Annotated in this window: 19 protein-coding genes and 1 tRNA gene; 7 read left to right on the top strand and 13 right to left on the bottom strand. The window is 61.8% G+C overall.

The window, feature by feature from the left end; all coding sequences use genetic code 11:
* Positions 1-204 precede the first annotated feature (204 nt).
* On the top strand, positions 205-2,679 hold the full coding sequence (locus J5J83_RS01025; protein ID WP_249115574.1) for a WD40 repeat domain-containing protein: 2,475 nt from the start codon (positions 205-207) through the stop codon (positions 2,677-2,679).
* A gap of 490 nt (positions 2,680-3,169) precedes the next feature.
* Here the strand turns inward: J5J83_RS01025 and J5J83_RS01015 are convergent.
* Both J5J83_RS01015 and J5J83_RS01010 read right to left on the bottom strand, forming a co-directional pair.
* A tRNA-Ser gene (locus tag J5J83_RS01015) sits at positions 3,170-3,259 on the bottom strand.
* A gap of 57 nt (positions 3,260-3,316) precedes the next feature.
* Positions 3,317-3,664: a carboxymuconolactone decarboxylase family protein gene (locus J5J83_RS01010; protein WP_212344141.1), complete on the bottom strand. Its 348-nt coding sequence runs from the start codon at positions 3,662-3,664 to the stop codon at positions 3,317-3,319.
* Positions 3,665-3,825: 161 nt separating this feature from the next.
* Between J5J83_RS01010 and mltF the strand changes: the two genes are divergently transcribed.
* A complete protein-coding gene (mltF, locus tag J5J83_RS01005) occupies positions 3,826-5,214 on the top strand; it encodes a membrane-bound lytic murein transglycosylase MltF (RefSeq protein WP_212344138.1) in 1,389 nt (462 codons plus the stop codon).
* A gap of 10 nt (positions 5,215-5,224) precedes the next feature.
* Here the strand turns inward: mltF and serS are convergent, their stop codons facing one another.
* Positions 5,225-6,517: a serine--tRNA ligase gene (gene serS, locus J5J83_RS01000; protein ID WP_212344136.1), complete on the bottom strand. Its 1,293-nt coding sequence runs from the start codon at positions 6,515-6,517 to the stop codon at positions 5,225-5,227.
* A gap of 262 nt (positions 6,518-6,779) precedes the next feature.
* On the opposite strand from serS, the gene J5J83_RS00995 reads away from it, so the two are divergent.
* Positions 6,780-7,043, top strand: a complete 264-nt coding sequence (locus J5J83_RS00995) for a hypothetical protein (RefSeq protein ID WP_212344134.1) — start codon at positions 6,780-6,782, stop codon at positions 7,041-7,043.
* Between the two features lie 22 nt (positions 7,044-7,065).
* Here the strand turns inward: J5J83_RS00995 and J5J83_RS00990 are convergent, their stop codons facing one another.
* From J5J83_RS00990 to J5J83_RS00975, 4 genes are all read right to left on the bottom strand, one after another.
* Positions 7,066-8,394: a replication-associated recombination protein A gene (locus J5J83_RS00990; RefSeq protein WP_212344132.1), complete on the bottom strand. Its 1,329-nt coding sequence runs from the start codon at positions 8,392-8,394 to the stop codon at positions 7,066-7,068.
* Between the two features lie 11 nt (positions 8,395-8,405).
* Complete coding sequence (gene lolA, locus J5J83_RS00985; RefSeq protein WP_249115841.1) at positions 8,406-8,996, bottom strand: outer membrane lipoprotein chaperone LolA; 591 nt, start codon at positions 8,994-8,996, stop codon at positions 8,406-8,408.
* Between the two features lie 35 nt (positions 8,997-9,031).
* Complete coding sequence (locus J5J83_RS00980) at positions 9,032-11,326, bottom strand: DNA translocase FtsK (RefSeq protein WP_212344129.1); 2,295 nt, start codon at positions 11,324-11,326, stop codon at positions 9,032-9,034.
* 163 nt (positions 11,327-11,489) lie between these two features.
* A complete protein-coding gene (locus J5J83_RS00975; protein WP_212344127.1) occupies positions 11,490-12,161 on the bottom strand; it encodes a cyclic nucleotide-binding domain-containing protein in 672 nt (223 codons plus the stop codon).
* Positions 12,162-12,398: 237 nt separating this feature from the next.
* On the opposite strand from J5J83_RS00975, the gene trxB reads away from it, so the two are divergent.
* Complete coding sequence (gene trxB, locus J5J83_RS00970) at positions 12,399-13,352, top strand: thioredoxin-disulfide reductase (protein ID WP_212344118.1); 954 nt, start codon at positions 12,399-12,401, stop codon at positions 13,350-13,352.
* Positions 13,353-13,376: 24 nt separating this feature from the next.
* Complete coding sequence (locus J5J83_RS00965) at positions 13,377-14,423, top strand: Smr/MutS family protein (RefSeq protein WP_212344116.1); 1,047 nt, start codon at positions 13,377-13,379, stop codon at positions 14,421-14,423.
* 38 nt (positions 14,424-14,461) lie between these two features.
* Here J5J83_RS00965 and J5J83_RS00960 read toward each other — a convergent pair whose 3' ends face one another.
* Together J5J83_RS00960 and J5J83_RS00955 are read right to left on the bottom strand one after the other, a co-directional pair.
* Positions 14,462-14,800: a P-II family nitrogen regulator gene (locus tag J5J83_RS00960; protein WP_212344114.1), complete on the bottom strand. Its 339-nt coding sequence runs from the start codon at positions 14,798-14,800 to the stop codon at positions 14,462-14,464.
* Positions 14,801-14,848: 48 nt separating this feature from the next.
* Positions 14,849-16,465, bottom strand: coding sequence for an NAD+ synthase (locus J5J83_RS00955; protein WP_212344112.1), 1,617 nt, complete (start codon positions 16,463-16,465; stop codon positions 14,849-14,851).
* Positions 16,466-16,662: 197 nt separating this feature from the next.
* On the opposite strand from J5J83_RS00955, the gene J5J83_RS00950 reads away from it, so the two are divergent.
* On the top strand, positions 16,663-17,799 hold the full coding sequence (locus tag J5J83_RS00950) for a GNAT family N-acetyltransferase (RefSeq protein WP_212344110.1): 1,137 nt from the start codon (positions 16,663-16,665) through the stop codon (positions 17,797-17,799).
* 194 nt (positions 17,800-17,993) lie between these two features.
* Positions 17,994-18,263: a hypothetical protein gene (locus J5J83_RS00945; protein WP_212344108.1), complete on the top strand. Its 270-nt coding sequence runs from the start codon at positions 17,994-17,996 to the stop codon at positions 18,261-18,263.
* 131 nt (positions 18,264-18,394) lie between these two features.
* On the opposite strand, the gene J5J83_RS00940 is transcribed toward J5J83_RS00945, so the two are convergent.
* From J5J83_RS00940 to J5J83_RS00925, 4 genes are all read right to left on the bottom strand, one after another.
* Entirely contained in the window at positions 18,395-18,682 is a 288-nt protein-coding gene (locus tag J5J83_RS00940; protein WP_212344106.1) for a type II toxin-antitoxin system HicA family toxin, read from the bottom strand.
* A gap of 238 nt (positions 18,683-18,920) precedes the next feature.
* Positions 18,921-19,448: an inorganic diphosphatase gene (ppa, locus tag J5J83_RS00935; RefSeq protein ID WP_212344104.1), complete on the bottom strand. Its 528-nt coding sequence runs from the start codon at positions 19,446-19,448 to the stop codon at positions 18,921-18,923.
* Positions 19,449-19,497: 49 nt separating this feature from the next.
* A complete protein-coding gene (locus J5J83_RS00930; RefSeq protein WP_212344102.1) occupies positions 19,498-19,707 on the bottom strand; it encodes a cation transporter in 210 nt (69 codons plus the stop codon).
* A gap of 30 nt (positions 19,708-19,737) precedes the next feature.
* Positions 19,738-21,942, bottom strand: a complete 2,205-nt coding sequence (locus J5J83_RS00925) for a heavy metal translocating P-type ATPase (RefSeq protein ID WP_282959117.1) — start codon at positions 21,940-21,942, stop codon at positions 19,738-19,740.
* Positions 21,943-21,944 lie beyond the last annotated feature (2 nt).

Genomic DNA, 21,944 nt, shown 5'->3' with positions numbered 1-21,944 from the left:
GGAGAACCGCCCGCGTGTTTCCCTCCCGTGTTGTTGAATTGTTTTCAGGAAGGGAACGTTCGGGCGCCACTAGCTGCAGACCTACGACTAGCTTCCGATGGCGGCGACGGCCGCTCAAAGGCCATAGTCAAGCTAGTTGCCGGAATTTCGGGTGTGGACTTTGACGACCTATGGCACCGCGAAAAGCGAAGGAGAAGGATTCGCTTGGCCCTCGCGGCATTGGTCACCGTTTCGCTGATCATCGCCGGTGGGCTGTGGTGGCGTGATGTTGAGACCTCGCATCTTGAGCAAATCGCCGCGGCAGCGAAACAGGTCGCACCCAACCTTGAGGCCGAGTTGGCCGATTTACTTTCTATTGCAAGCACACCGGCACCCGGGTCCCTACTGGTGCAGCCTAACGAGAGCCACCTGGAGACACTTCTGGCCATCGCGAGGCGCGGCCAGCCTTCGTATAACGACGCGTTGGCCCTGTTGCATACCGAAGGGATCGGCTCTGCACCTGTACTGCAGCAGGAGCGCCTGGCGCCCTTTCAAGATAGAGACGGTGATGCGCTATGGATCTGGGATGCGAAAAAAGGGAGGCCTGCCTCGCGGCTACCTTTACGCATGTCTGATTGGCGAGGTGAGGTGCCCGAAGAACCCCTCGGTGATAGCGACCTCCCACTGGCCCTCCATGTCACTTCAGACAGACGCTCGGTCCTCTCCGTGTATTCACTGGGCAATGGCGGAGAAAGGATTGCTGCACACTGGGCATTGGACCCCGACGGGGCATGCGCGACTCCGTGCCGTCCCACCAACTTCAAATTCATGCTGCCGCAGGGAGACACTAGGGAAAACGCAATGTTCGAAGTTCGCAAGACCACGGCGTTGGCACGAAAGGGCGATCAGGCGCTTTACGCTGAAATCGGCGCACCGACCATGTTGCTCGACCTCAAAGCTGCGCTCGCACGCCCTCTGCCAAGCCTGACATCCGAAGAACAGCAGCGTTGTACCGAAGTTGTCCACAAGCCAGCAGCGAAATATCCGAACGACCTGTTGGCGACCAATTTGCCAATGCCGAGAGAGGATCTTCTTCCTCATGATGTGCCCGAGGAGTTTTGGCCCAATGATGAAAGCCTGACACTGGCCCGGTTCGACAAATCCAGCAAGTGGCTGACGTTTTACTCGGGGAACTCCGCAAAGGAAATCGGACGCATACAGATTCCCGGTGCTCGCTGTATCGGAGACTGCAATCTCGCAGTCACCTTCCTGCAAGGCACCGAGCGAGTGTTGCTTGTGAACACCCAGGACTTCGATGACCGGGATTTGACCGGGCAGGTCTACGGTGACTACGACCTCGGACGATGCCTCTTCGTGTCATGGCCTGCAGGCGGGTTACGCAATATGTTGACTTCACACTTGCGAAAGACGGGCAGGCCCTATCAGCTCCACAGACTTGAGTCCTTTGTAAGTTCGCAGGACGGAAATTACGCGGGCGGTGTACTCACTGTGTCCGCCGCCGACTACAAAAACCTGGCTCTGATCTACGACGTCTCGGGCCAAAAGCCAGTTGCTCTTTACGGCCCCACCCAAGATGAGATCAAGTACGTGAGGAGCGGAGACGCGAAGCACCCCTTCTATGCGATGACCGATAGCTCGGCATTTCCTCTGACCGCAAAAGGGGAGACGAACGTGCCCCTCACCGACCTCGGCGAGTCCATCAGGCCCATTCGTTTCAGCTTACCGCAAGGCCGTTTGCTCGCCCTGTCGAATGATCACAAGACCATCGCCGTTGGTCAGGAAGGCTGGCTAGTTTTGCAACCCTTGGATAGCGCAGGCTTTGCCACAGCCTTGTCGATTCCGCTGCCCGGTCAGTGGCCGCGTTACCTCACCTTTTCCAGCGACGGACAGTTTGTGGGCGCGCTAGTCGAAAGAGAAAACACATCCGCGATCCGAACGTGGCGCGTTTCGGATGGTTCTCCCGTGGCCGAGCAGCCCGCGGACAAGGGCGACCGCCTTTTTTCATTACTGGATGGCCAGACCGTCATTGCAACCTTAAGTGCGGGCGTCGTCAGATTCGATCTTGTATCAGATCGCAAGTACGTCCTGACCTCTCAAAGGTTATGGCCATCTGTCTCCATTGGCGACACCTTGTTAGCGTCAGAACAGGGGGGTGAGAAAACTTGGGCTATCCGCGTCGGCAGCACGCCGCAGCTATGGGGCAAGGCAGACTTCATGCGCAAAAAGAACGTCATCGCCACGACAGCGGATGGAACGCTCGCTCATATGTTGGACTACCAAGGCAGTTACCTCGTGAATCTCAGCACCTGGGAAAGCCAGCCGCTTCCCGTGAGTTCTAAAGTCAGCGCCTTCTCTCAGGATGGCACCATGCTTGCCATAGCTGCTGGCGATCAGGACATCCAGATATGGTCCACTCGAAGTTATACTAAGATTGCAACTCTGAGCGGCAACAGCAGTAAGTTCCTGAAGATTTGGTTTCTTCCCGGCAAGAATGAGTTGTGGGCCGTTGATAGCGTCGGTAAAGTGCGCAAGTGGAAACTGCGGGCCAACTACGCCGAGACACGAGGTCAGGCCTGTGCGGTGCTGCGGGCGAAAAATTCGCCGATGGAGTTCACTGCAGCTGAGCTCACCCGATTTCCCGTGTTGAGGGCATCCGAAACTCGGCCGTGCAATCATTGATAATTCTGGATAGCCTCGCATCGCTCAAACGGAGGGATATTAGGGGGAAAGCCCCTATTTTTTGGAGTGCGCGGGCTAGTTCCTCCATGTAGGACCACGTTTCGAGGTTCTTCCAGAAGTCACTCAGCTGCTTCCTGAACTTCTTCGCTGCGTGGGTCATGTTGAAGTAGCCATCCTCACGGAAGACGAAGGGTGTTCCGTTGTAGTCCTTGGTGATCTTACCGGATCCGAGCTAGTCGGGCTGATTCCCCCCATTATTCCCCCCGAATTCAGGGTATTACGCTGCGCGGTCAGTGGGGCCTGAGCCGCTCTGGATACAAAGCATGTCCTCATCACCGCAACACGGGAACAAGACTTCGACCTCCAGAAACGACAAGCCCCACGCAGTCAGGGACAGGTGGGGCGTGTGGTAACTTCGTGTGGTATATCAGGCCATGCTACTTTTCCTGAATCCAAGCGCTGGCGCTGGTTTCACGGCCATTTTATAGGGTGGCGGAGAGGGTGGGATTCGAACCCACGGTAGGCTTGCACCTACGCCTGATTTCGAGTCAGGTACATTCGACCACTCTGCCACCTCTCCGCTCGAAGGCCGCGATTATAGACCATTCGCGGAAAAAGTGAAGGGTGTGTGACTAAATCAGTCCTTCGGCGACATTTCCTCGAAGGCGCGCACCGCTTCGGCTGCATACATCAGCGCCGGCCCACCACCCATGTAGGTGCAGATCGCCAGTGTTTCCATCAGTTGCTCACGCGTTACCCCCAACCGGATGAGCGCCTTGACGTGAAAGCCGATGCAGGCGTCGCAGCGCGAGGTGACGCCGATCGCGAGTGCGATCAGTTCCTTGTCGAGCGCGGACAGGGCGCCTGCCTTCATCGCGGCTTTGGACAGTGCGCCGAAGCCTTGCATGGCGTCGGGTACCGCTTCGCGCAGTTTTCCAAGCGCCTGCGACACATCACCCGTGATCTCAACGAAAGACTTCGACATTTCTTCTCCATAAGCAGTTTGCGTTTCTCTAATATACCAAAGAAGAGGAATCGGAGTCTGATCGCAATCAAACTTCTGCTGCCCCGCAGCACCGAGTAGAGCTGGATTGCGATTCCAGCCCGAGTCACGCAGAATCCGGCATCCCACTCCGGCTGCCGCCCTTGCGCCTCTTCGCGACCCTCCTCCTCTCCGCCCTGCTGCTGACGGCCTGCGAGTCTCAGGCGCCGGCACGCCTGGCGGATTACCGAACGCTCGGCGAGCTCAGGGTCGCGACCCGGTTTGACGCGATTTCGTATCGGGTAGACGAGGACGGCAATGCGTCGGGCTTCGAGCATGATCTGCTCGAGCGTCTGGCCGACACGCTCGGCGTACCGGTGCGCTTTCAGACCTACCCGGATTCGGCCCGCGCCATCGACGCCGTGCTCAATGGCGAAGCGCATCTGGCCGCCGCGGGACTGGCGCAGAATGACCGTTTCCCGCTGCGCTGGTCGGCGCCGTTGCGTGAGGTGGAATTCGTGCTCGCGGGCAATGCAGACAGCCCTGAAATCAACCGCGAAGTCGATCTCGCCGGCCGAACGGTCACCCTGCGACGTGGTACGCTCGCTGCGGACGCGATCGAGCAGATCCGCCGGCGGGAGCCCACACTCAAAGCCAAATACGTCAGCCGCGCAGGCGACCAATCCCTGCTCGCGGATCTGTCGGACGGTAAGCTGGATCTCGTGGCCACCGATCGCGTGCACTTCAGCTACGCAGCCCAGATCGCACCGAGTCTGACCGTTGCATACGAGTTGCCGGTAAAGAGTCACATCGCCTGGGCGACACCCATTGAAGCCGATGGCGGGCTCGGCGAACAGGTTGCCGACTTCCTGGACGATGCGCGATCCGACGGCCTCATCGCCCGCATCAGCGATCGCTATTTCGGTCATATCCGACGCCTGGACGAGCAGGACATCACCGCGTTCCTGGTGCGTGTCCAGGAACGGCTGCCGCGCTTCATCAAGTACTTCCAGGATGCCGAAGCCAGTACCGGCATCGACTGGCGCTATCTCGCTGCGGTTGCCTACCAGGAGTCGCAGTGGGACCCGGTGGCGACCTCGCGCACCGGGGTGCGGGGCATGATGATGCTTACCTCCGAAACCGCAGACCGGCTCGGTATCGACGATCGCCTTGATGCGCGCCAGAGCATTCTTGGCGGGGCGCGCTATATTTCCTTGCTGGAAGAACAGCTGCCCGACGAGGTGCAGGCGCCGGACCGGCTGTGGATGGCCACGGCCGCATACAATCTGGGCATGGGCCACTTCAACGGCGCGCGGGCCATCGCACGAAAGCTGGGCAAGGATGAAACCTCATGGTGGGACATGAAGTCGGTGCTGCCACTGATGTCCAGGCCCGAATATGCGGCACGCCTGAAATCCGGCCCGGCGCGCGGCGGCGAAGCCGTGATCATGACCGAGAACGTGCGCAACTACCACGACATCCTGACGCGGCTGCAAACAGTAAATGCCCCCCTGCCCGGCTCGCCCAAACTGCGTTTGAGCCGGCAGGAGTAGGCACTGTCGATCAGGCTGCGGGCGTGAGCACCTCGAGACCGCCCATGTAGGGTCGCAGCACCTCCGGCACCACGACAGACCCGTCCGCGCGCTGGTAATTCTCCAGCACCGCAACCAGGGTCCGCCCCACGGCGAGGCCCGAGCCATTCAAGGTGTGTACCAGTTCGTTCTTGCCCTGGGCATTCTTGAACCGGGCCTGCATGCGCCGCGCCTGGAAGGCTTCGCAGTTCGACACGCTGGAGATCTCGCGATAGGTATTCTGCGCCGGCAGCCACACTTCGAGGTCATAGGTCTTGGCTGCAGAGAAGCCCATGTCGCCGGTGCACAAGGTAATGACTCGATACGGCAGGCCCAGTTTCTGCAACACGGCTTCGGCATGGCCGACCATTTCCTCAAGCGCGGCATAACTCTGGTCCGGATGCGTGATCTGCACCATTTCGACCTTGTCGAACTGATGTTGACGGATCATGCCGCGGGTGTCGCGTCCCGCACTGCCGGCTTCGGAGCGGAAGCACGGACTGTGCGCGGTAAGTTTCACCGGAAGTTCGTCGAGCGCGAGCACCTGTTCGCGAACGCTGTTGGTCAGCGAAATCTCCGAGGTCGAGATGAGGTACTGCTCGCCGCCTTCCTCGTCGCCGCCGCGCAGCACCCAGAACATGTCGTCCCGGAATTTGGGCAACTGCCCCGTTCCCACGAGCACTTCGCGGTTGACGATGTAGGGCGTATAGCACTCGGTATAGCCATGCTCACCGCTCTGCGTATTGAGCATGAACTGCGCAAGCGCGCGATGCAGGCGCGCGATTTGTCCGCGCATGAAGGTGAAGCGCGACCCCGACAGCTTGGCGCCGGTATCAAAGTCGAGCCCAAGTGCCGCACCCAGGTCGACGTGATCCTTGACCTCGAAATCGAACACCGCCGGTGTGCCCCAGCGACGCACTTCGACATTGGCCGATTCATCCTCGCCGACCGGCACGCTTTCGTGCGGCAGATTCGGCAATCCCGAGAGCAGGTCATTGAGTCTGTCCAGCAATGCCGGCAAGGCCTGTTCGCAGCGCTTGAGTTCCTCGCCGAGCGCGCCGACTTCTGCCATGACGGTCGAGGCGTCCTCGCCCTTGCCCTTGAGCATGCCGATCTGCTTGGACAGGCTGTTGCGGCGGGCCTGCAGATCCTGGGTACGGGTCTGAAGTTGCTTGCGCTCTTCTTCGAGCGCAAGGAAGGTCGCGGTGTCGAGTTGCAAGCCCCGCGTGGCCAGGCGAGCCGCTACGACGTCAAGCTGGCTGCGCAGCATCTGGATATCAAGCATTGGTTGGTCCTGAATCAGTTCTGAATCAAAAGGTTAAACATAACTGTTGCCATGACACGTTCAATCAATCGTTCAAATTGCGGAAAAATCGGCAAAAACACAAAGCGCTCGATTTTGGCGCACTGCACAATTTGATTATATTAATCAATCGGTTAGCTAATTTTCTACACGAAACTTTTCTTGCAAAACAAACTCCGACGCATAGACTTGGAGAGGAACATAAAGCTGCGTCAGACAGCACATACAACTGGAGGAGAACTAGATGCTATCCATTCGAGACTGCCTGGACTACTGTGACCTCACTGAAGACGAAGTTGCCCTGATTGCCGAGCACGAGGGAATACCGGACGCTGCGGCTGCACAGGTAGCCTGCGGCCTTGTGCAGACACCCGAAGGGGTTGTCCTGTTGACCCGGTACATGCTCGATCTCATCGAAAAAGCGGATGCACGCGGCGATGCCGAAAAAGCTACACAGGCACGCAGCCTGTGCTCGCGCTTCATGGCCGACCACCCGCTCCCGCATTGACGCCAACGCACCCTTCCCAGACTCACGTCCGCTCCGGGCTGGCTTGCGCCTTCGCTTCCTCGTCGAGGCGGCGAAGGTGAGCCAGCTTTTCGGCAATTCTGGCTTCCATGCCCCGTGCAACGGGCTGGTACCAACCCGGCGCGTCCATGCCGTCGGGAAAGTAGTTTTCGCCAGCGGCGTAGGCCTCGGGTTCGTCGTGCGCGTAGCGATAGGCCTTGCCATAGCCGAGTGACTTCATCAGCCGCGTCGGCGCATTGCGCAAATGCAGCGGCACGGCGAGCGACCCGGTTTCGGCCACGTGCTTGCGCGCAGCGTTGTACGCCTTGTACACCGCGTTGGATTTCGCCGCGCAGGCGAGGAAGATAGTCGCCTGTGCCAGCGCGAGCTCACCTTCCGGCGAACCGAGGCGTTCATAGGTGGCACAGGCGTTCAGGCAGATTTCCTGCGCCCGCGGATCGGCCAGCCCCACATCTTCCACCGCCATGCGCAACAGGCGGCGCCCAAGGTAATGCGGGTCGGCGCCGCCATCGAGCATTCTGCACAACCAGTAGAGCGCGGCATCCGGGTTCGACCCGCGTACCGATTTGTGCAGCGCCGAAATCTGGTCGTAAAAGGCCTCGCCCCCCTTGTCGAAGCGGCGCAGATTCTGCGACAGCGCCTGGTCGACGAAATCGGCGCCGACCGGATTGACGCCTGCGGTCTCGGCAGCCACCTGGATCTGCTCAACCAGATTCATCAAGCGCCGCGCGTCGCCGTCGGCAAACCCCACCAGGCGTGCGCGCGCGTCGGTATCGACGGTGAGTTGAGGGCAGGCGATGAGACGCGCACGCTCGAACAGGGCGTTCATCGTGTTCTCATCGAGAGATTCGAGCACGTACACCGCGGCCCGCGACAGCAATGCGGAGTTCACTTCGAACGAGGGATTTTCCGTCGTCGCGCCGATGAAGGTCACCAGCCCCTGCTCGACAAAAGGCAGGAAGGCGTCCTGCTGGGCCTTGTTGAAGCGATGAACTTCGTCGACGAAGAGGATGGTATGGCGGCCGCGGGCCTTGGCCGCCTGCGCCTGCTGCATCGCTTCGCGAATGTCCTTCACGCCGGAGAACACCGCCGACAGGGCCACGAACTCGGCATCGAAGCCCTTCGCCATGAGCCGCGCGAGCGTGGTCTTGCCCACGCCGGGGGGGCCCCACAGGATCATCGAATGCGGCTTTCCCGACTCGAACGCCAGCCGCAGGGGCTTGCCCGGGCCCAGCAGATGCGCCTGTCCGGCAACCTCGTCGAGCGCGCTCGGGCGCATGCGCTCGGCAAGCGGCACGCGCTCCGGCGCCTGGGAGTCGAAGAGATCGCTCATCGACGTCGAAATCAGGGCGTGCCGATCACGTCCGCGCCTGCAGGCGGCGCGAAACGGAAACGGCTGGCGTCCTGTGCAGGATTTACCTGCAGACTGACAAAACGAATGGACGTGGTTTGCCCGAAGTTGTCACGCATCTCCATGCGTTTGAGCTGTCCGTCGAGCAAGCCAATCCGCACCGATTCGAAACTGCCTTCGGCCTTTCGCGGACGGGCGTCGACCCAGGCAAGGCCATCCGCAGTCCCACCATCGGTGAGCACGAAATCCTGGTCGAGGTCGCCTTGCCCGAACAGGATGGCGGCCGGCGTGGCGCCGAGCGCGTCGCCTATCGGCCGCACCGTGGCCTGATTGAGATCGCGATCCCATGACCACAGCCGCTGACCGTCTCCCACCAGCAGCTGCTGATAGGGCAGTTCGTACTCCCAGCGGAACTTGCCGGGACGCGAAAACGCAAAGCGTCCCTCGGCCTGCTGGGGCTTGCGCCCCGAGCGCGCCGTGACCGTCTGCTCGAACGTGCCTTCGGCGCTTCGCGTCGCCGCGACGAACTGTCGAAGTTGCGCGATGGCATCAACCGCATGCGCTGGGCCGACACCGGTGAGCATGGCGAACACTGCAAGCACTGCCATCAATCCGGACTTCATTCACCTTCCTTGGGTGGCACGATCACTTCACGATTGCCGTTGCTGCCCATCGGCGACACCAGTCCGGCGCGCTCCATCTGCTCGATGAGACGGGCCGCGCGGTTGTAGCCGATGCGCAGATGACGCTGCACCAGGGATATCGACGGCCGGCGGGTCTTGACCACGATCTCGACGGCCTGATCGTAAAGCGCGTCGGTCTCGGTATCGCCGCCCTCGCCACCGCCGCCGAGCGCGGCCTCCAGGTCGTCCTCGGGTGCCGCGAGGATGCCATCGATGTAGTCAGGCGGACCGAGGCGCTTGAGGTGATCAACCACCTTGTGCACTTCCTCATCCGCGACGAATGCGCCATGCACCCGGACCGGCAGGCCGGTGCCCGGCGCTAGATAGAGCATATCGCCCATCCCCAGCAGCGTTTCGGCCCCCATCTGGTCGAGAATGGTCCGCGAATCGATCTTGCTCGAGACCTGGAAGGAAATACGCGTGGGCACGTTGGCCTTGATCAGCCCGGTAATGACATCGACCGACGGCCGCTGCGTCGCCAGAATGAGGTGGATCCCCGCCGCCCGTGCCTTCTGCGCCAGGCGGGCGATCAGCTCTTCGACCTTCTTGCCCACCACCATCATCATGTCGGCCAGTTCGTCGACCACGACCACGATGTATGGCAGGGTATCCAGCGGTTCGGGACTTTCCGGCGTGATCGAAAACGGATTGGTCAGCGGTGTTTCGTTCTTGCGCGCCTCGACCACGGCCTTGTTGAAACCGGCCAGATTGCGCACCCCGACCGCCGCCATCAGCTTGTAGCGCTTGTCCATCTCGGTCACGCACCAGTTCAGCGCATTGGCCGCGTGCTTCATGTCGGTGACGACCGGCGCCAGCAGATGCGGAATCCCCTCGTAGATCGACAGTTCCAGCATCTTAGGGTCGACCATGATCAACCGGACGCGCTCGGGCTCGCTCTTGTAGAGCAGGGACAGGATCATGGCATTGATCCCGACCGACTTGCCCGACCCCGTCGTACCTGCCACCAGCAGGTGCGGCATCTTCGCCAGGTCGGCCACCACCGGCTGACCGCCGATATCCTTGCCCAGCGCCACGGTGAGCGGCGAGTTCATGTCGTTGTAGGCGCGCGAACCGAGAATTTCCGACAGCCTCACCGTCTGGCGTTTGGGGTTGGGCAACTCGAGCGCCATGCACGACTTGCCAGGCACGGTCTCGACCATGCGAATCGACACCATGGACAGGGCCCGCGCCAGATCCTTGGCCAGATTCACCACCTGGCTGCCCTTCACGCCGACGGCAGGCTCGATCTCGTATCGCGTGATCACCGGACCGGGATAGGCGGCCAGCACCTTGACCTCGACACCGAAGTCGGCGAGCTTGGTCTCGATCAGGCGCGAGGTAAACTCGAGCGCCTCCGCCGACGGCGGCTCGCCATTGACGGTTGGTGGGTCCAGCAGGCCCAGCGGCGGTATCGCACCTTCGCCGACATCCGAGAACAGGGTCTGCTGACGTTCCTTTTCCACTCGCGGCGACCGCGGCACCTCGGCCACCGCAGGCTCGATGCGAAGTTTTGGCGCGGGCGGAGCCTGCTCGACCTTGCGCCGCCGGGTCTCGATCACCGCCTCTCGCTTCTGCGCCACCTCCTGGCCAACACGACGATCCTGCCAGCGCTGCCACGCAGCCTGCGTCGACGCCACTGCCTGCTCGATCAGCGCACCGACGCGCTCCGCGGCCGACAGCCAAGAAATGCCGGTAAACAGGGACAGCCCAGATGCCATCAGGGCCAGCAGCAGCAAGGTGCCGCCGGTGAAACCGAAATTGCGCTGCACCAGACGGCCGAACTCCATGCCGAACAGGCCGCCCGGAGACAGCGGCAGCGAGGCACCGTGAGAATGAAAACGCAGGTATTCGAGCGCGCTACTGGTAATGAGCACTACCAGAAAGCCGGCGAAAACAAAAAAGAAGGAGCGCCGATCCAGCGTCAGTTGTTTCTTGATCCGCCGCAACCCCCACATCAGCGCGTAGCCGAGGAAGACGAACCACCACCACGCCGAGACACCGTGCAGGTAGAGCAGCAGATCGGCCAGCCAGGCGCCGAAACGGCCGCCCGGATTGCTGACGCGCGATACTGCCGCGGCGTGTGACCAGCCAGGATCAGCCTTGTTGTAGCCGAGCAGCACCAGCCCGATATAGAGCGACATCACGCCCAGGATCAGCCAGCGTGCCTCCTGCAACAACAGCGAGATCTTTTCCGGCAGGGGCTGGGAGCGGGATGACGAACGAGACAGCATTGAGGGGGCGAAAACCGGAACGGGGACTACGGACCCCGATTATATGCGATCCGTCGCGCCCCACGCCGCCGAAGTTGCCAGGCGAAACAATATGGCGGCAAATCGACCGGATCAATCACATGTCGGTCGGGCAATATCGATCGCTCCGCGCTGACGCGCCTCGCTACAGGTCGCTGAGGCGTTCCTGCAGGATGATGCCCTTGGCCGTTTCCTTGATCAGCCCCTGCTGCCCAAGATCCTTCATGACGCGGCTGACCATCTCGCGCGAGGCGCCGATCATCTTGGCGATGTCCTGCTTCGAAATCTTGCGCACCACAACCGACGCGCCGTCTACATCCTCGGCCATTTCGATCAGCAGGCCGGCCACCCGGCCGTAGACATCCATCAGCGCCAGGCTTTCAATCTTGCGGTCGGCATTGCGCAGGCGTTCGGCCAGGTTGCACATGATTCGCCAGGCAACGTCGAAGTTTTCCTGCATCAACTGACGGAAATCCTGCTTGGCGATCATGACCAGATCGGCAGCCACCACCGCCACGACCGAGGCCGAACGTGGCTGCTCACCGAACATGCTCATTTCGCCGAATATCTCGCCCTGTCCGAGAATGGACAGAATGACCTCGCGTCCGTCCTCGTCACTCACCACGACCTTGAGGCTGCCGGTCAGCACGAAATAGACGTAATCGCTGCGATCTCCCGCACGCACCACCGACTGACCGCGCGGAAACCGTCGCATCATCGCGATGCGCGCGACTGAAGCGAGCACATCGTCCGTCAGCCCTGTAAACAACGGGAAGGTCTTTAGCGCGGTGGTCGAAACCGATGTAGCTTGGCTCATGAGGTCTCCATCTGACGGGCCATTCGCGAAGATGCACGCTTTCAGAACATGTCAAGGACAATAGTATAACGAATGCGACAGATTACCGCTCAGGCCAAGCATTTTCGCGTGGCACGCCCGGCCCATGCCTTTGCGCGCCGCGACCCGATTGGCAGTCGCTATCGGAACGATTGAGCTGAAGCCCGAAGTCGGTCAGCTATAATCCGCGCCATTGCCAACACGCTGGAAAGCCACACCATGACCACCAAGCATGCCCGCCTGCTCATCCTCGGCTCTGGCCCCGCTGGGTATACCGCCGCCGTCTATGCGGCGCGCGCCAACCTCAATCCGGTGATGATCACCGGCCTGGCCCAGGGCGGGCAACTGATGACCACGACCGAGGTGGACAACTGGCCGGCAGACGCCGACGGTGTCATGGGCCCGGACCTGATGTCGCGTTTCCAGAAACACGCGGAGCGCTTCAACACCGAGATGATCTTCGATCACATTCACACTGCCAGACTGACCGAGCGTCCGTTCAGGCTGATCGGCGATTCCGGCGAATACACCTGCGACGCCCTGATCATCGCCACGGGCGCTACCGCCAAGTACCTCGGCCTGCCGTCGGAAGAGAAGTTTGCCGGACGCGGCGTGTCGGCCTGCGCGACCTGTGACGGCTTCTTCTACCGCAATCAGGAAGTCGCCGTCGTTGGCGGCGGCAACACCGCTGTCGAAGAGGCGCTCTATCTTGCGAACATTGCAAAGAAGGTGACACTGGTCCATCGCCGCGAGAAATTCCGCGCCGAGAAGATCATGATCGACAAGTTGATGGAGAAGGTCGCTGCCGGCAAGATCGAGCTCGCACTCAATGCCACGCTCGACGAAATCCTTGGCGACAGTTCCGGCGTGACCGGCATGCGAATCCGGAGCACGACCACCGGCGAAGCGCGCGACGTGACCCTGCAAGGCGTGTTCATCGCGATCGGACACAAGCCCAATACCGACATTTTCGAGGGCCAGATCGAGATGGAAGGCGGCTACATCGTGACCGAGGGCGGGCGCAACGGTAATGCGACCCAGACCAGTATCAAGGGCGTATTTGCCGCCGGTGACGTGCAGGATCACATTTACCGGCAGGCGGTCACGTCGGCCGGCACCGGTTGCATGGCTGCACTCGACGCCGAACGCTTCCTGGACGCCACTGCGCACTGACCCGCTCGGCGCAGACGCTTCGCCATGGCACGCCGCTCCCGTGCATCCTCCGCGCCATCCGACAGGGTGGCTGCGAAGAACACCCCCTTCAAGGCCCTGTCGGCCCTGAAGGGCCGCAGCGGGCATGCCAGTTCCACAGCCCCCGCAACGCCCCCGAAATCCGGCAAAGCGCCGCCCACCGAAGCGGCGCTACCGGCAGCCGAAGACCTGGCCCTGTTTCGGCGTACGCTGGCCGACGTGGCACCTTTGGCCACAGGCAATCGCGCCGACATCGATACGCCACGCCCGGCGCCGGTCCCTCGACCGAAATCGCGTGATACCGAAGCCGAAAAGAAACCGGAACGACCATCGGCCGATCCGCTGCTGGCGGCCTACACCGATGTCACACCCATGGCCAACAGCGGCCGCGTCGAGCTCTCTCCGCCCCGACAACGGCGCAGGATCGAGGCAGCTGCGCCCGAGCCGGCAGACAAGGCGGCCCATGCGGATGGCGAACTCCCGCCCATCGTATTGCCGCCGGACGCAGACCTCTCCGACCCCACCACGCTGTTCCGCCTCGCCGCACGTGGCGTCCAGCGCGTGGGCAGCGGCAACCGGGTCGAACTCGCCCCAGCCGCGCCCGAGCCCACACCGATCAAGCGCGAAGCGGACGAACGCGACGCACTGGAAGAATCGCTCACCGCACCGCTCACTTTCGAGGATCGCCTCGACATGGGCGATGAGGCGGCCTTCCTGCGCCCGGGTCTGCCGCGACGCGTACTGACCGACCTGCGTCGCGGGCGCTGGGTGCTGCAGGGCGAACTCGACCTTCACGGCCTGATCCGCGACCAGGCACGCGATGCCCTGGCCCACTTTCTGACACAGAGCCTGCAGCAGGGTCGCCGCTGCGTTCGGGTCATACACGGTAAGGGCCTGGGCTCACCCGGACGGGTGTCGATTCTCAAGCAACTCTCGCGCGGCTGGCTGGCGCAGCGCGAGGAGATCCTCGCCTTTTGCCAGGCCGGTCCGCACGACGGCGGCGGCGGCGCGCTGCTTGTACTGCTGCGGGCGCAAAACAGCGCCCGCCGCTAAACCGGCCCGGCCTCACGGGCCGCTGCCAGTCACGTCGATCAGATCGCGGCTTCGTCGGTCTCGCCGGTACGAATACGCACCACTTGCTCCACCGACGACACGAAGATCTTGCCATCGCCGATCTTGCCGGTTTGCGCCGCTTTGATGATGGCCTCGACAGTCTGGTCGACGAGGTCGTTGCCGATGACGATCTCGACCTTGATCTTGGGCAGGAAATCCACCACGTACTCGGCGCCACGATACAGTTCGGTATGCCCCTTCTGACGTCCGAACCCCTTCACTTCAGTCACCGTCAGCCCGGTGATGCCGACTTCGGACAGCGCCTCGCGAACTTCGTCGAGCTTGAACGGTTTGATGATGGCTTCGATTTTCTTCATTTCATTCTCCTGGTTGGTGCCACGGCAAACGCCGCAACACGCGCGTGTTCAATACTCGTCCTGATAGCGCGATGTTATCGGATAACGCCAGTCCCTGCCGAATCCGCGCTGCGTCACGCGGATGCCGACCGGAGCCTGGCGGCGTTTGTACTCGTTGCGCTTGAGCATACCCACGGTTCGCCTCACGTCCACCTCGGGATATCCCGCCGCGATGATCTCGCGCGGTGACTCGTCGCGTTCCATGTAGGCTTCGATGATGGCATCGAGCACCTCGTAGGGGGGCAGGCTGTCCTGGTCCTTCTGGTCGGGCTTGAGCTCGGCCGACGGCGGCCGATCGATGATGTTGTGCGGAATCACCTCACCCACCGAGTTGCGCCAGTTCGACAGACGATACACCAGCGTTTTGTAGATATCCTTCAGCACTGCGAAACCGCCGGCCATGTCACCATACAGCGTCGCGTAACCGGTCGCCATCTCGCTCTTGTTCCCGGTCGTCAATACGATGGAGCCGGTTTTGTTCGACAGGGCCATCAGGATCATGCCGCGAATCCGGCTCTGCAGGTTCTCCTCGGTCGTGTCTTCAGGCAATCCAGCAAACTGCGGCGCCAGTAGCGCCTCGAACGTATTCATTGCCGATTCGATCGGAATTTCGTCATACCGCACACCAAGGCGACGCACCATCTCGCGCGAATCGTCAAGACTCATCTGCGCGGTGTAGGGCGAAGCCATCATCACTGCGCGCACGCGGTCGGCACCCAGCGCATCGACGGCGATGGCCAGCGTCAGGGCGGAATCGATGCCGCCGGACAGGCCGATGATGGCGCCCGGAAAACGGTTCTTGCCAAGGTAGTCGCGTACGCCGACGCGCAAGGCTTCATATACCTCTGCCTCGGTCGTCAGTCGTTCGCAGCGGATGTCCGACACCCAGCGTCCATCGCGCAGGGCAACGATGTCGAGCCGCTCCTCGAAAGCACTTGCCTGATAGGCCAGTCCGCCGTCGGCATCAAGCGCAAACGAGGATCCGTCGAAGACGAGCTCGTCCTGCCCGCCGACCATGTTGCAATAGAGCACGGGCAAGCCGATTTCAGTCACGCGCTCGCGCAGCACCTGATAGCGCCTGTTCTGCTTGTTTACGTGGAAAGGCGACGCATTGAGCGCCAGAAGCACCTCTGCGCCCGCGGCCCGCGCCGCTGCAGCCGGCGCGGGTGCCCACACGTCGGCACAGATATTGACGCCGAACCGCACCCCTTTGAGATCGAACACACAGGCTTCGGTGCCGGCCTCGAAATAGCGGACCTCGTCGAAGACCTCGTAATTGGGCAATAGATGCTTGTGATAGGTCGCAAGGATTTCACCATCATTGATGACGGTCGCGGCGTTGTAGCGCAGGTCGCCACGCGCGCGCGGATGCCCGACCACGACGCACACACCGTCTGACGCCATCGCGATGCGACGCAGTTCGCGATCACAGGCGCGATAGAAATCGGGCCGCAGCAACAAGTCCTCGGGCGGATAACCCGAAAGGGCAAGTTCGGGGGTCAGCAGCAGGTCGACGCCACTGGCGCGCGCGCGTGCGATCGCATCGATAATGCGGTCAGCGTTGGCAACCAGATCGCCGACGGTAAAGTTGAGCTGAGCAACAGCGATAGAAAGCGTGGTATTCATGGGATATAACTATACCGCGTCAGGCCTCGCGCTGCCGCTGTGCGTGACCCCGAAGTCTGCACAGAAGGCGTGGGCAAAGCTGTGGATAAGCCGCGCGAAACTCGCACAAGCAACTGCCAGGGAAGCGCTTTTTGCAGTTGCACAAAATTCAGGCAGTCATGAAACCGCTCACACCCCTCGACAGTACGCAACCCCAAATGTCAGAAGACGCAGATTTTGCTTTCGTTTCGAGCCTCGAGCAGATCGATCCAGCACAGTGGAACGCACTCGCCGGCGGGCAGGCCTGCCTCACGCACGCCTTTCTCTGCGCGCTCGAACGCACCGGCTGTGTAGGCGGCGACACCGGCTGGTTGCCGCGCCATGCAACGCTGTGGCGCAATAACGAACTGATCGCGGCCATGCCCCTCTACCTGAAGCACCACTCCTACGGAGAGTACGTCTTTGACTGGGCGTGGGCGGACGCCTATGCCAGGAACGGACTCGAGTATTACCCGAAATGGCTCTCGGCACTGCCCTTCTGCCCGATACCGGGCACCCGCCTGCTCGGGCACCAGGAAGCAGACCGGAAGAAGCTGCTCCGTGAGGTCCTCGGATATGTTGGCGACAGCGGCCTGTCTTCCTTCCACGTACTATTTCCCACCGAAGCCGAGGGGCACTCGCTTGGCGACGCAGGCCTGATGATGCGCCACGGCGTGCAGTTCCATTGGCATAACAGGGACTACACCGACTTCGACCACTTTCTGTCACAGCTCAACCACGACAAACGCAAGAAAATCCGCCAGGAGCGCAGGCGTGCCTCCGCACATGGCCTCGAGCTCCAATGGCTCGATGGCCACCACGCCGACGCGGACGACTGGGCCTTCTTCTACCGCTGCTACGCCACCACTTATGCCCTGCACCGCTCCACGCCATATCTGACGCCAGATTTCTTTCCTGCGCTCGGTCGTGCGCTCCCGGACGGCGTCCGTCTGCTGCTGGCAAGGCGTGATGGTCAAGCGGTGGCGGGCGCCTTCTATCTTTGTGACGGCGAAGCCCTGTACGGTCGCTACTGGGGCGCAATCGAGCAGCTCCCGTTTCTGCATTTCGAACTGTGTTACTACCAGGCAATCGATTACTGCATCAAACACGGACTGAAACGCTTCGAGGGTGGCGCCCAAGGCGAGCACAAACTCTCGCGGGGACTCGAACCCGTCATCACCCGCTCAGCGCACTGGATTGCCGACCCGCGCTTTCGTGATGCAGTGGATCGATTTCTCGACCAGGAAAGCACTGGCATCCAGTTCTACCTGGACGAACTGTCCGAACGCACACCTTTCCGCGACAAGACAGGCTGAGAGCCCCCTCCAAACCGGAAGAAATATTGCAAAAAAACGACACTCTAGCCGCCAGCATGCAGAAATCCGGTGCAAACGTGAAAAAAATCACGCGGCAAAGCCTGCGAAGCGTTAAGAGTAGGTCATGCCCGGCATGGAGATGCCGTTAATCATAACTACAACATCCAGCCCTGATAGATTGGCAGAGGCCTGACATGAACAGGAAACAATTCGTCGTCGTCAATGGCGACCGCAACACGCCTGATCCCAGGCATTGGCATGGCTCGGTCGAACACGCAATTGCCGCAGCCATCGAGGACGGTTATCTGATCGGCCGGCGAGTACAGATCGGCCAGGTCGAAGGGAGCGTAGTGGGCTACAACATCGGCACCTTCGGGCCCTTTCACGGTGAGTCCTATCCGTTGCTGGTGGAAACGCCCTTTGGTGTCACCAAATGCAGTGTTCGCGAACTGCGGGCTGCCTAGGCTCGTTCGCCGGGCAGCGGACCAGGCGATCGCGCCAACGACGATGACCGGCCCCCTGCCCGCGTAACAGACGCAAAGCGACTGCCTGCAGGACGGTCGAACCGTACCTGAACGCGACTACACGCGATTGCCTACTGCTGCTGCGCCGACTGGGCCTCGTACGCCGACGGGCTGACCCCGGCGCGCGACAGATTCTCGCGCAGCATCTTGATGTCCTGCTTGGTGCAGGTGCTGCTGTGATGAGGCTGGTGCAGGAAGAACTCCACCCGATTGAGCAGCACCCTGAACCTCGCACCATGTGCGGGCTCGACACTCGCCCCGAGGTGAATCAACAAGGCCTCGATCTCCCGCCAATGGATGTTGCCGTTGATCGGGTCCTGGAAAATGGTTCTCAACAGGTTCAGATGCTTGTGGCTCATGATTGCACCCTCCGCGTGACCGTTGCGCCCGGGACATTCAGGACGGACAGCGGCCAGTCGTCAATGATGTGGCTCGATTATGATCCTTTGCCGTCCCGGCGGCGACACTCGCCGCTGCATCGATGCCCCTCACGGTTCCCGGCGATACTCGGGCGGTTTCGCATTCTTGGCGTAGACAAAAAAACCCGCCTTGCGGCGGGTTTCTCCAGGCGATACCGGTCGCGGCCGGCTGCACGCCTTACTTTGCAGCAGCGGCCACGCCGTTCAGGATTTCCTGACGCGCTTCTTCGACCGTGCCCCAGCCCAGGATCTTCACCCACTTGCCGGGTTCCAGGTCCTTGTAGTGCTCGAAGAAGTGCACGGTCTGCTTCATCAGCAACTCGGGCAGATCGTCGGTGGACTGGACCTTGTCGTACAGCGGGGTGAGCTTGGACACGGGAACAGCGACAACCTTGGCATCCATGCCGCCGTCGTCTTCCATCTTCAGCACGCCCACCGGACGACAGCGAATCACCGCACCGGGGAAAAGCGGGAACGGCGTCACGACCAGGACATCCACAGGATCGCCATCGCCGGCGACGGTATGCGGAACATAGCCGTAGTTGATCGGGTAGCGCATCGAGGTACCCATGAAGCGGTCGACGAACACAGCGCCGCTTTCCTTATCGACCTCGAACTTGATCGGATCGGCTTGCGCCGGGATTTCGATGATGACGTTGATATCGTTCGGCAAATCCTTGCCGGCCTTTACGAGGTCCAAGCCCATTTAACCCTCCCGTGGAAAAAGTGTCCGGATTATAAGATATAAGAGCACATCACGCCGGCGAGTCGAAGCCGGCGTTCTCGACTGCCTGCCGCAGCGCGGCAACATCAACCCGGGCCGGGTCGAAGCGCACGGTGGCAGAAGCCTCCTCGAGTGACACGTCGGCCGCGTCCACCCCCGCCAGCGCCTTGAGTACGCCTGTCACGTTGCGTACGCAACCACCACAGCTCATGCCTTCCACCTTGATCGTCACTTCAGTCACCGTCATTCTCCTAGAGGACAAAACCAGTCGTCACTGCCCGGCTTTCCAGCGCTTGAGCAGCAGGGAGTTACTTACCACCGACACCGAACTCATGGCCATCGCCGCGCCCGCGACCACCGGGTTGAGCATCCCCATCGCAGCCAAAGGGATGCCGAGTACATTGTAAACAAAGGCAAAGAAAAGATTCTGCCGAATCTTCGCAAGCGTCGCTCGCGACAGGTCGATGGCGTCGGCCACACCATGCAGACTGTTGCGCACCAGCGTGATGTCGGCCGCCTCGACGGCAACGTCGGCCCCGACACCGATCGCAAACGACACCTCTGCCGCAGCCAGCGCAGGTGCATCGTTGATGCCGTCTCCCGCCATGCCGACTCGCTCGCCAGCCGCCCTCAATTCATTCACGACCGCTGCCTTATCCGCCGGCAGCACACCGGCCCGCCACTGGGCAATGCCCACCTGTTCCGCAATCGCCCTCGCCGTCGCCTGATGATCGCCTGTCAGCATGACGACTTTCACCCCATTGCGCTGCAGGCGTTCTACTGCAGCCGCGGAATCGCTGCGCACCCGATCTGCGACGGCGATCACACCCGCGTACGCGCCGTCGATGGCAACGACAACCAGTGACTTGCCTTCGGATGACAGCTGCGTGCTATCGGCGTCAGGCACTGCGACGCCTTGCGCGCTCAGGTAGGCCGGCGTGCCGAGCATGACGCGCCGCGCGCCAACGCGCCCCTCGACTCCACTCCCCGCCACCGCACGGACATCGCTCGTGCGTTCGAGCGTCAAACCCGCGGCCTGAGCCGCCTGGCAGAGCGCTGCCGCAATCGGGTGCGCACTGCTTTGCTCCAGCGCCGCAGCCGCGCCAAGTAGGGCTGCCGCCGACCAGTCTCCCGCCGGCATGACATCGGTCACCGCGGGTTTGCCTTCGGTTATGGTGCCGGTCTTGTCCACTGCCAGCACCGTCAGTCGCTCGGCAAGCTCCAGTGCCTCGGCATTCTTTACCAGCATGCCGGCGCGCGCGCCCTGACCAGTACCAACCATGATCGCAGTCGGTGTGGCCAACCCGAGCGCGCACGGGCAGGCAATGACCAGCACCGCGACTGCATTGATCAGCGCCAGCTGGAAATCGCCCGACCATAGCCACCACGCCGCAAAGGTGATGCCGGCGATGGCGACCACGACGGGTACGAACACGGCGGCGATCCGGTCAGCCAGGCGTTGCACGGGTGCCTTCGACCCCTGCGCCTGCTCCACCAGCCGGATGATTCCGGCCAGCAAGGTGCTGGCCCCCACACCGGTTGCGCGGCAACGCAGCACCGCGTCGCCATTCACGGTCGCGGCAAACACTTTGTCACCCGGCTGCTTGTCCACCGGCAGACTCTCTCCGGTCAGCATGGCTTCGTTCAGCGCGGAATGGCCTTCCTCGACCACGCCATCGACCGGCACCGCGTCGCCCGGCCGAAGCACAAAAACAGTTCCCGGCGCCAGACTTTCGACCGGAACCTCAAGCAGCTCGCCGTCGCGCTCGATGCGTGCCATCTTCGGCTGCAAGCGCAGCAGCGCGTCGAGCGCAGCCGTCGTCCGCGCCTTGGCGCGTGCCTCGAGCAGTTTGCCAAGCAGGATCAGGGTCACGATCATGGCCGACGCTTCGAAATACACGTGCAGGTCGTGCCGCCCCGCAATCGTCACCAACAGACTGTAGAAGTAGGCCATCGACGTGCCGAGTGCGACCAGTACGTCCATGTTTGCCCCACCCCCGCGCAACGACGCCCATGCGCCGCGATAAAAGCGCGCACCCAGCCAGAATTGAACGGGAGTGGCGAGCAGCAGCTGCAACCCGCGCGGCACCAGGTCATGCTGTGTCTCACCGCCTGGCCACAGTCCGAACATCGCCGGCATCTGCAACGCCAACGGCAGCGTCAGCGCCGCTGCAATCCAGAAATGGCGCAGTTCGATGGCCCATGCCGCCTTCTGTTCGGCACGCGCCTGATCGCGCACGATTCGGGTCGCTTCACTGGCGGAGAAGCCCGCTCGCGCCACCGCGGCCTTCGCTGCGTCGAGCGTGAGTGCGCCCGGCGGGAAATGCAAGGTGGCCCTTTCAGTGGCGAGATTGACCGTGGCATCGACCCCGGGCAGACGATTGAGCACCTTCTCCAGACGGGTGGAGCAGGCGGCACAGGTCATGCCGCTAATGGCGAGTTCGAGCGTTTGATTCGAAGCGTCAGATTGCGCCAACC

The organism is Azoarcus sp. L1K30, assembly GCF_018122735.1.
Classification (GTDB): domain Bacteria; phylum Pseudomonadota; class Gammaproteobacteria; order Burkholderiales; family Rhodocyclaceae; genus Parazoarcus.
Note: the sequence above shows the minus strand (reverse complement) of the source record. Positions and strands in the feature narration are given on the sequence as shown.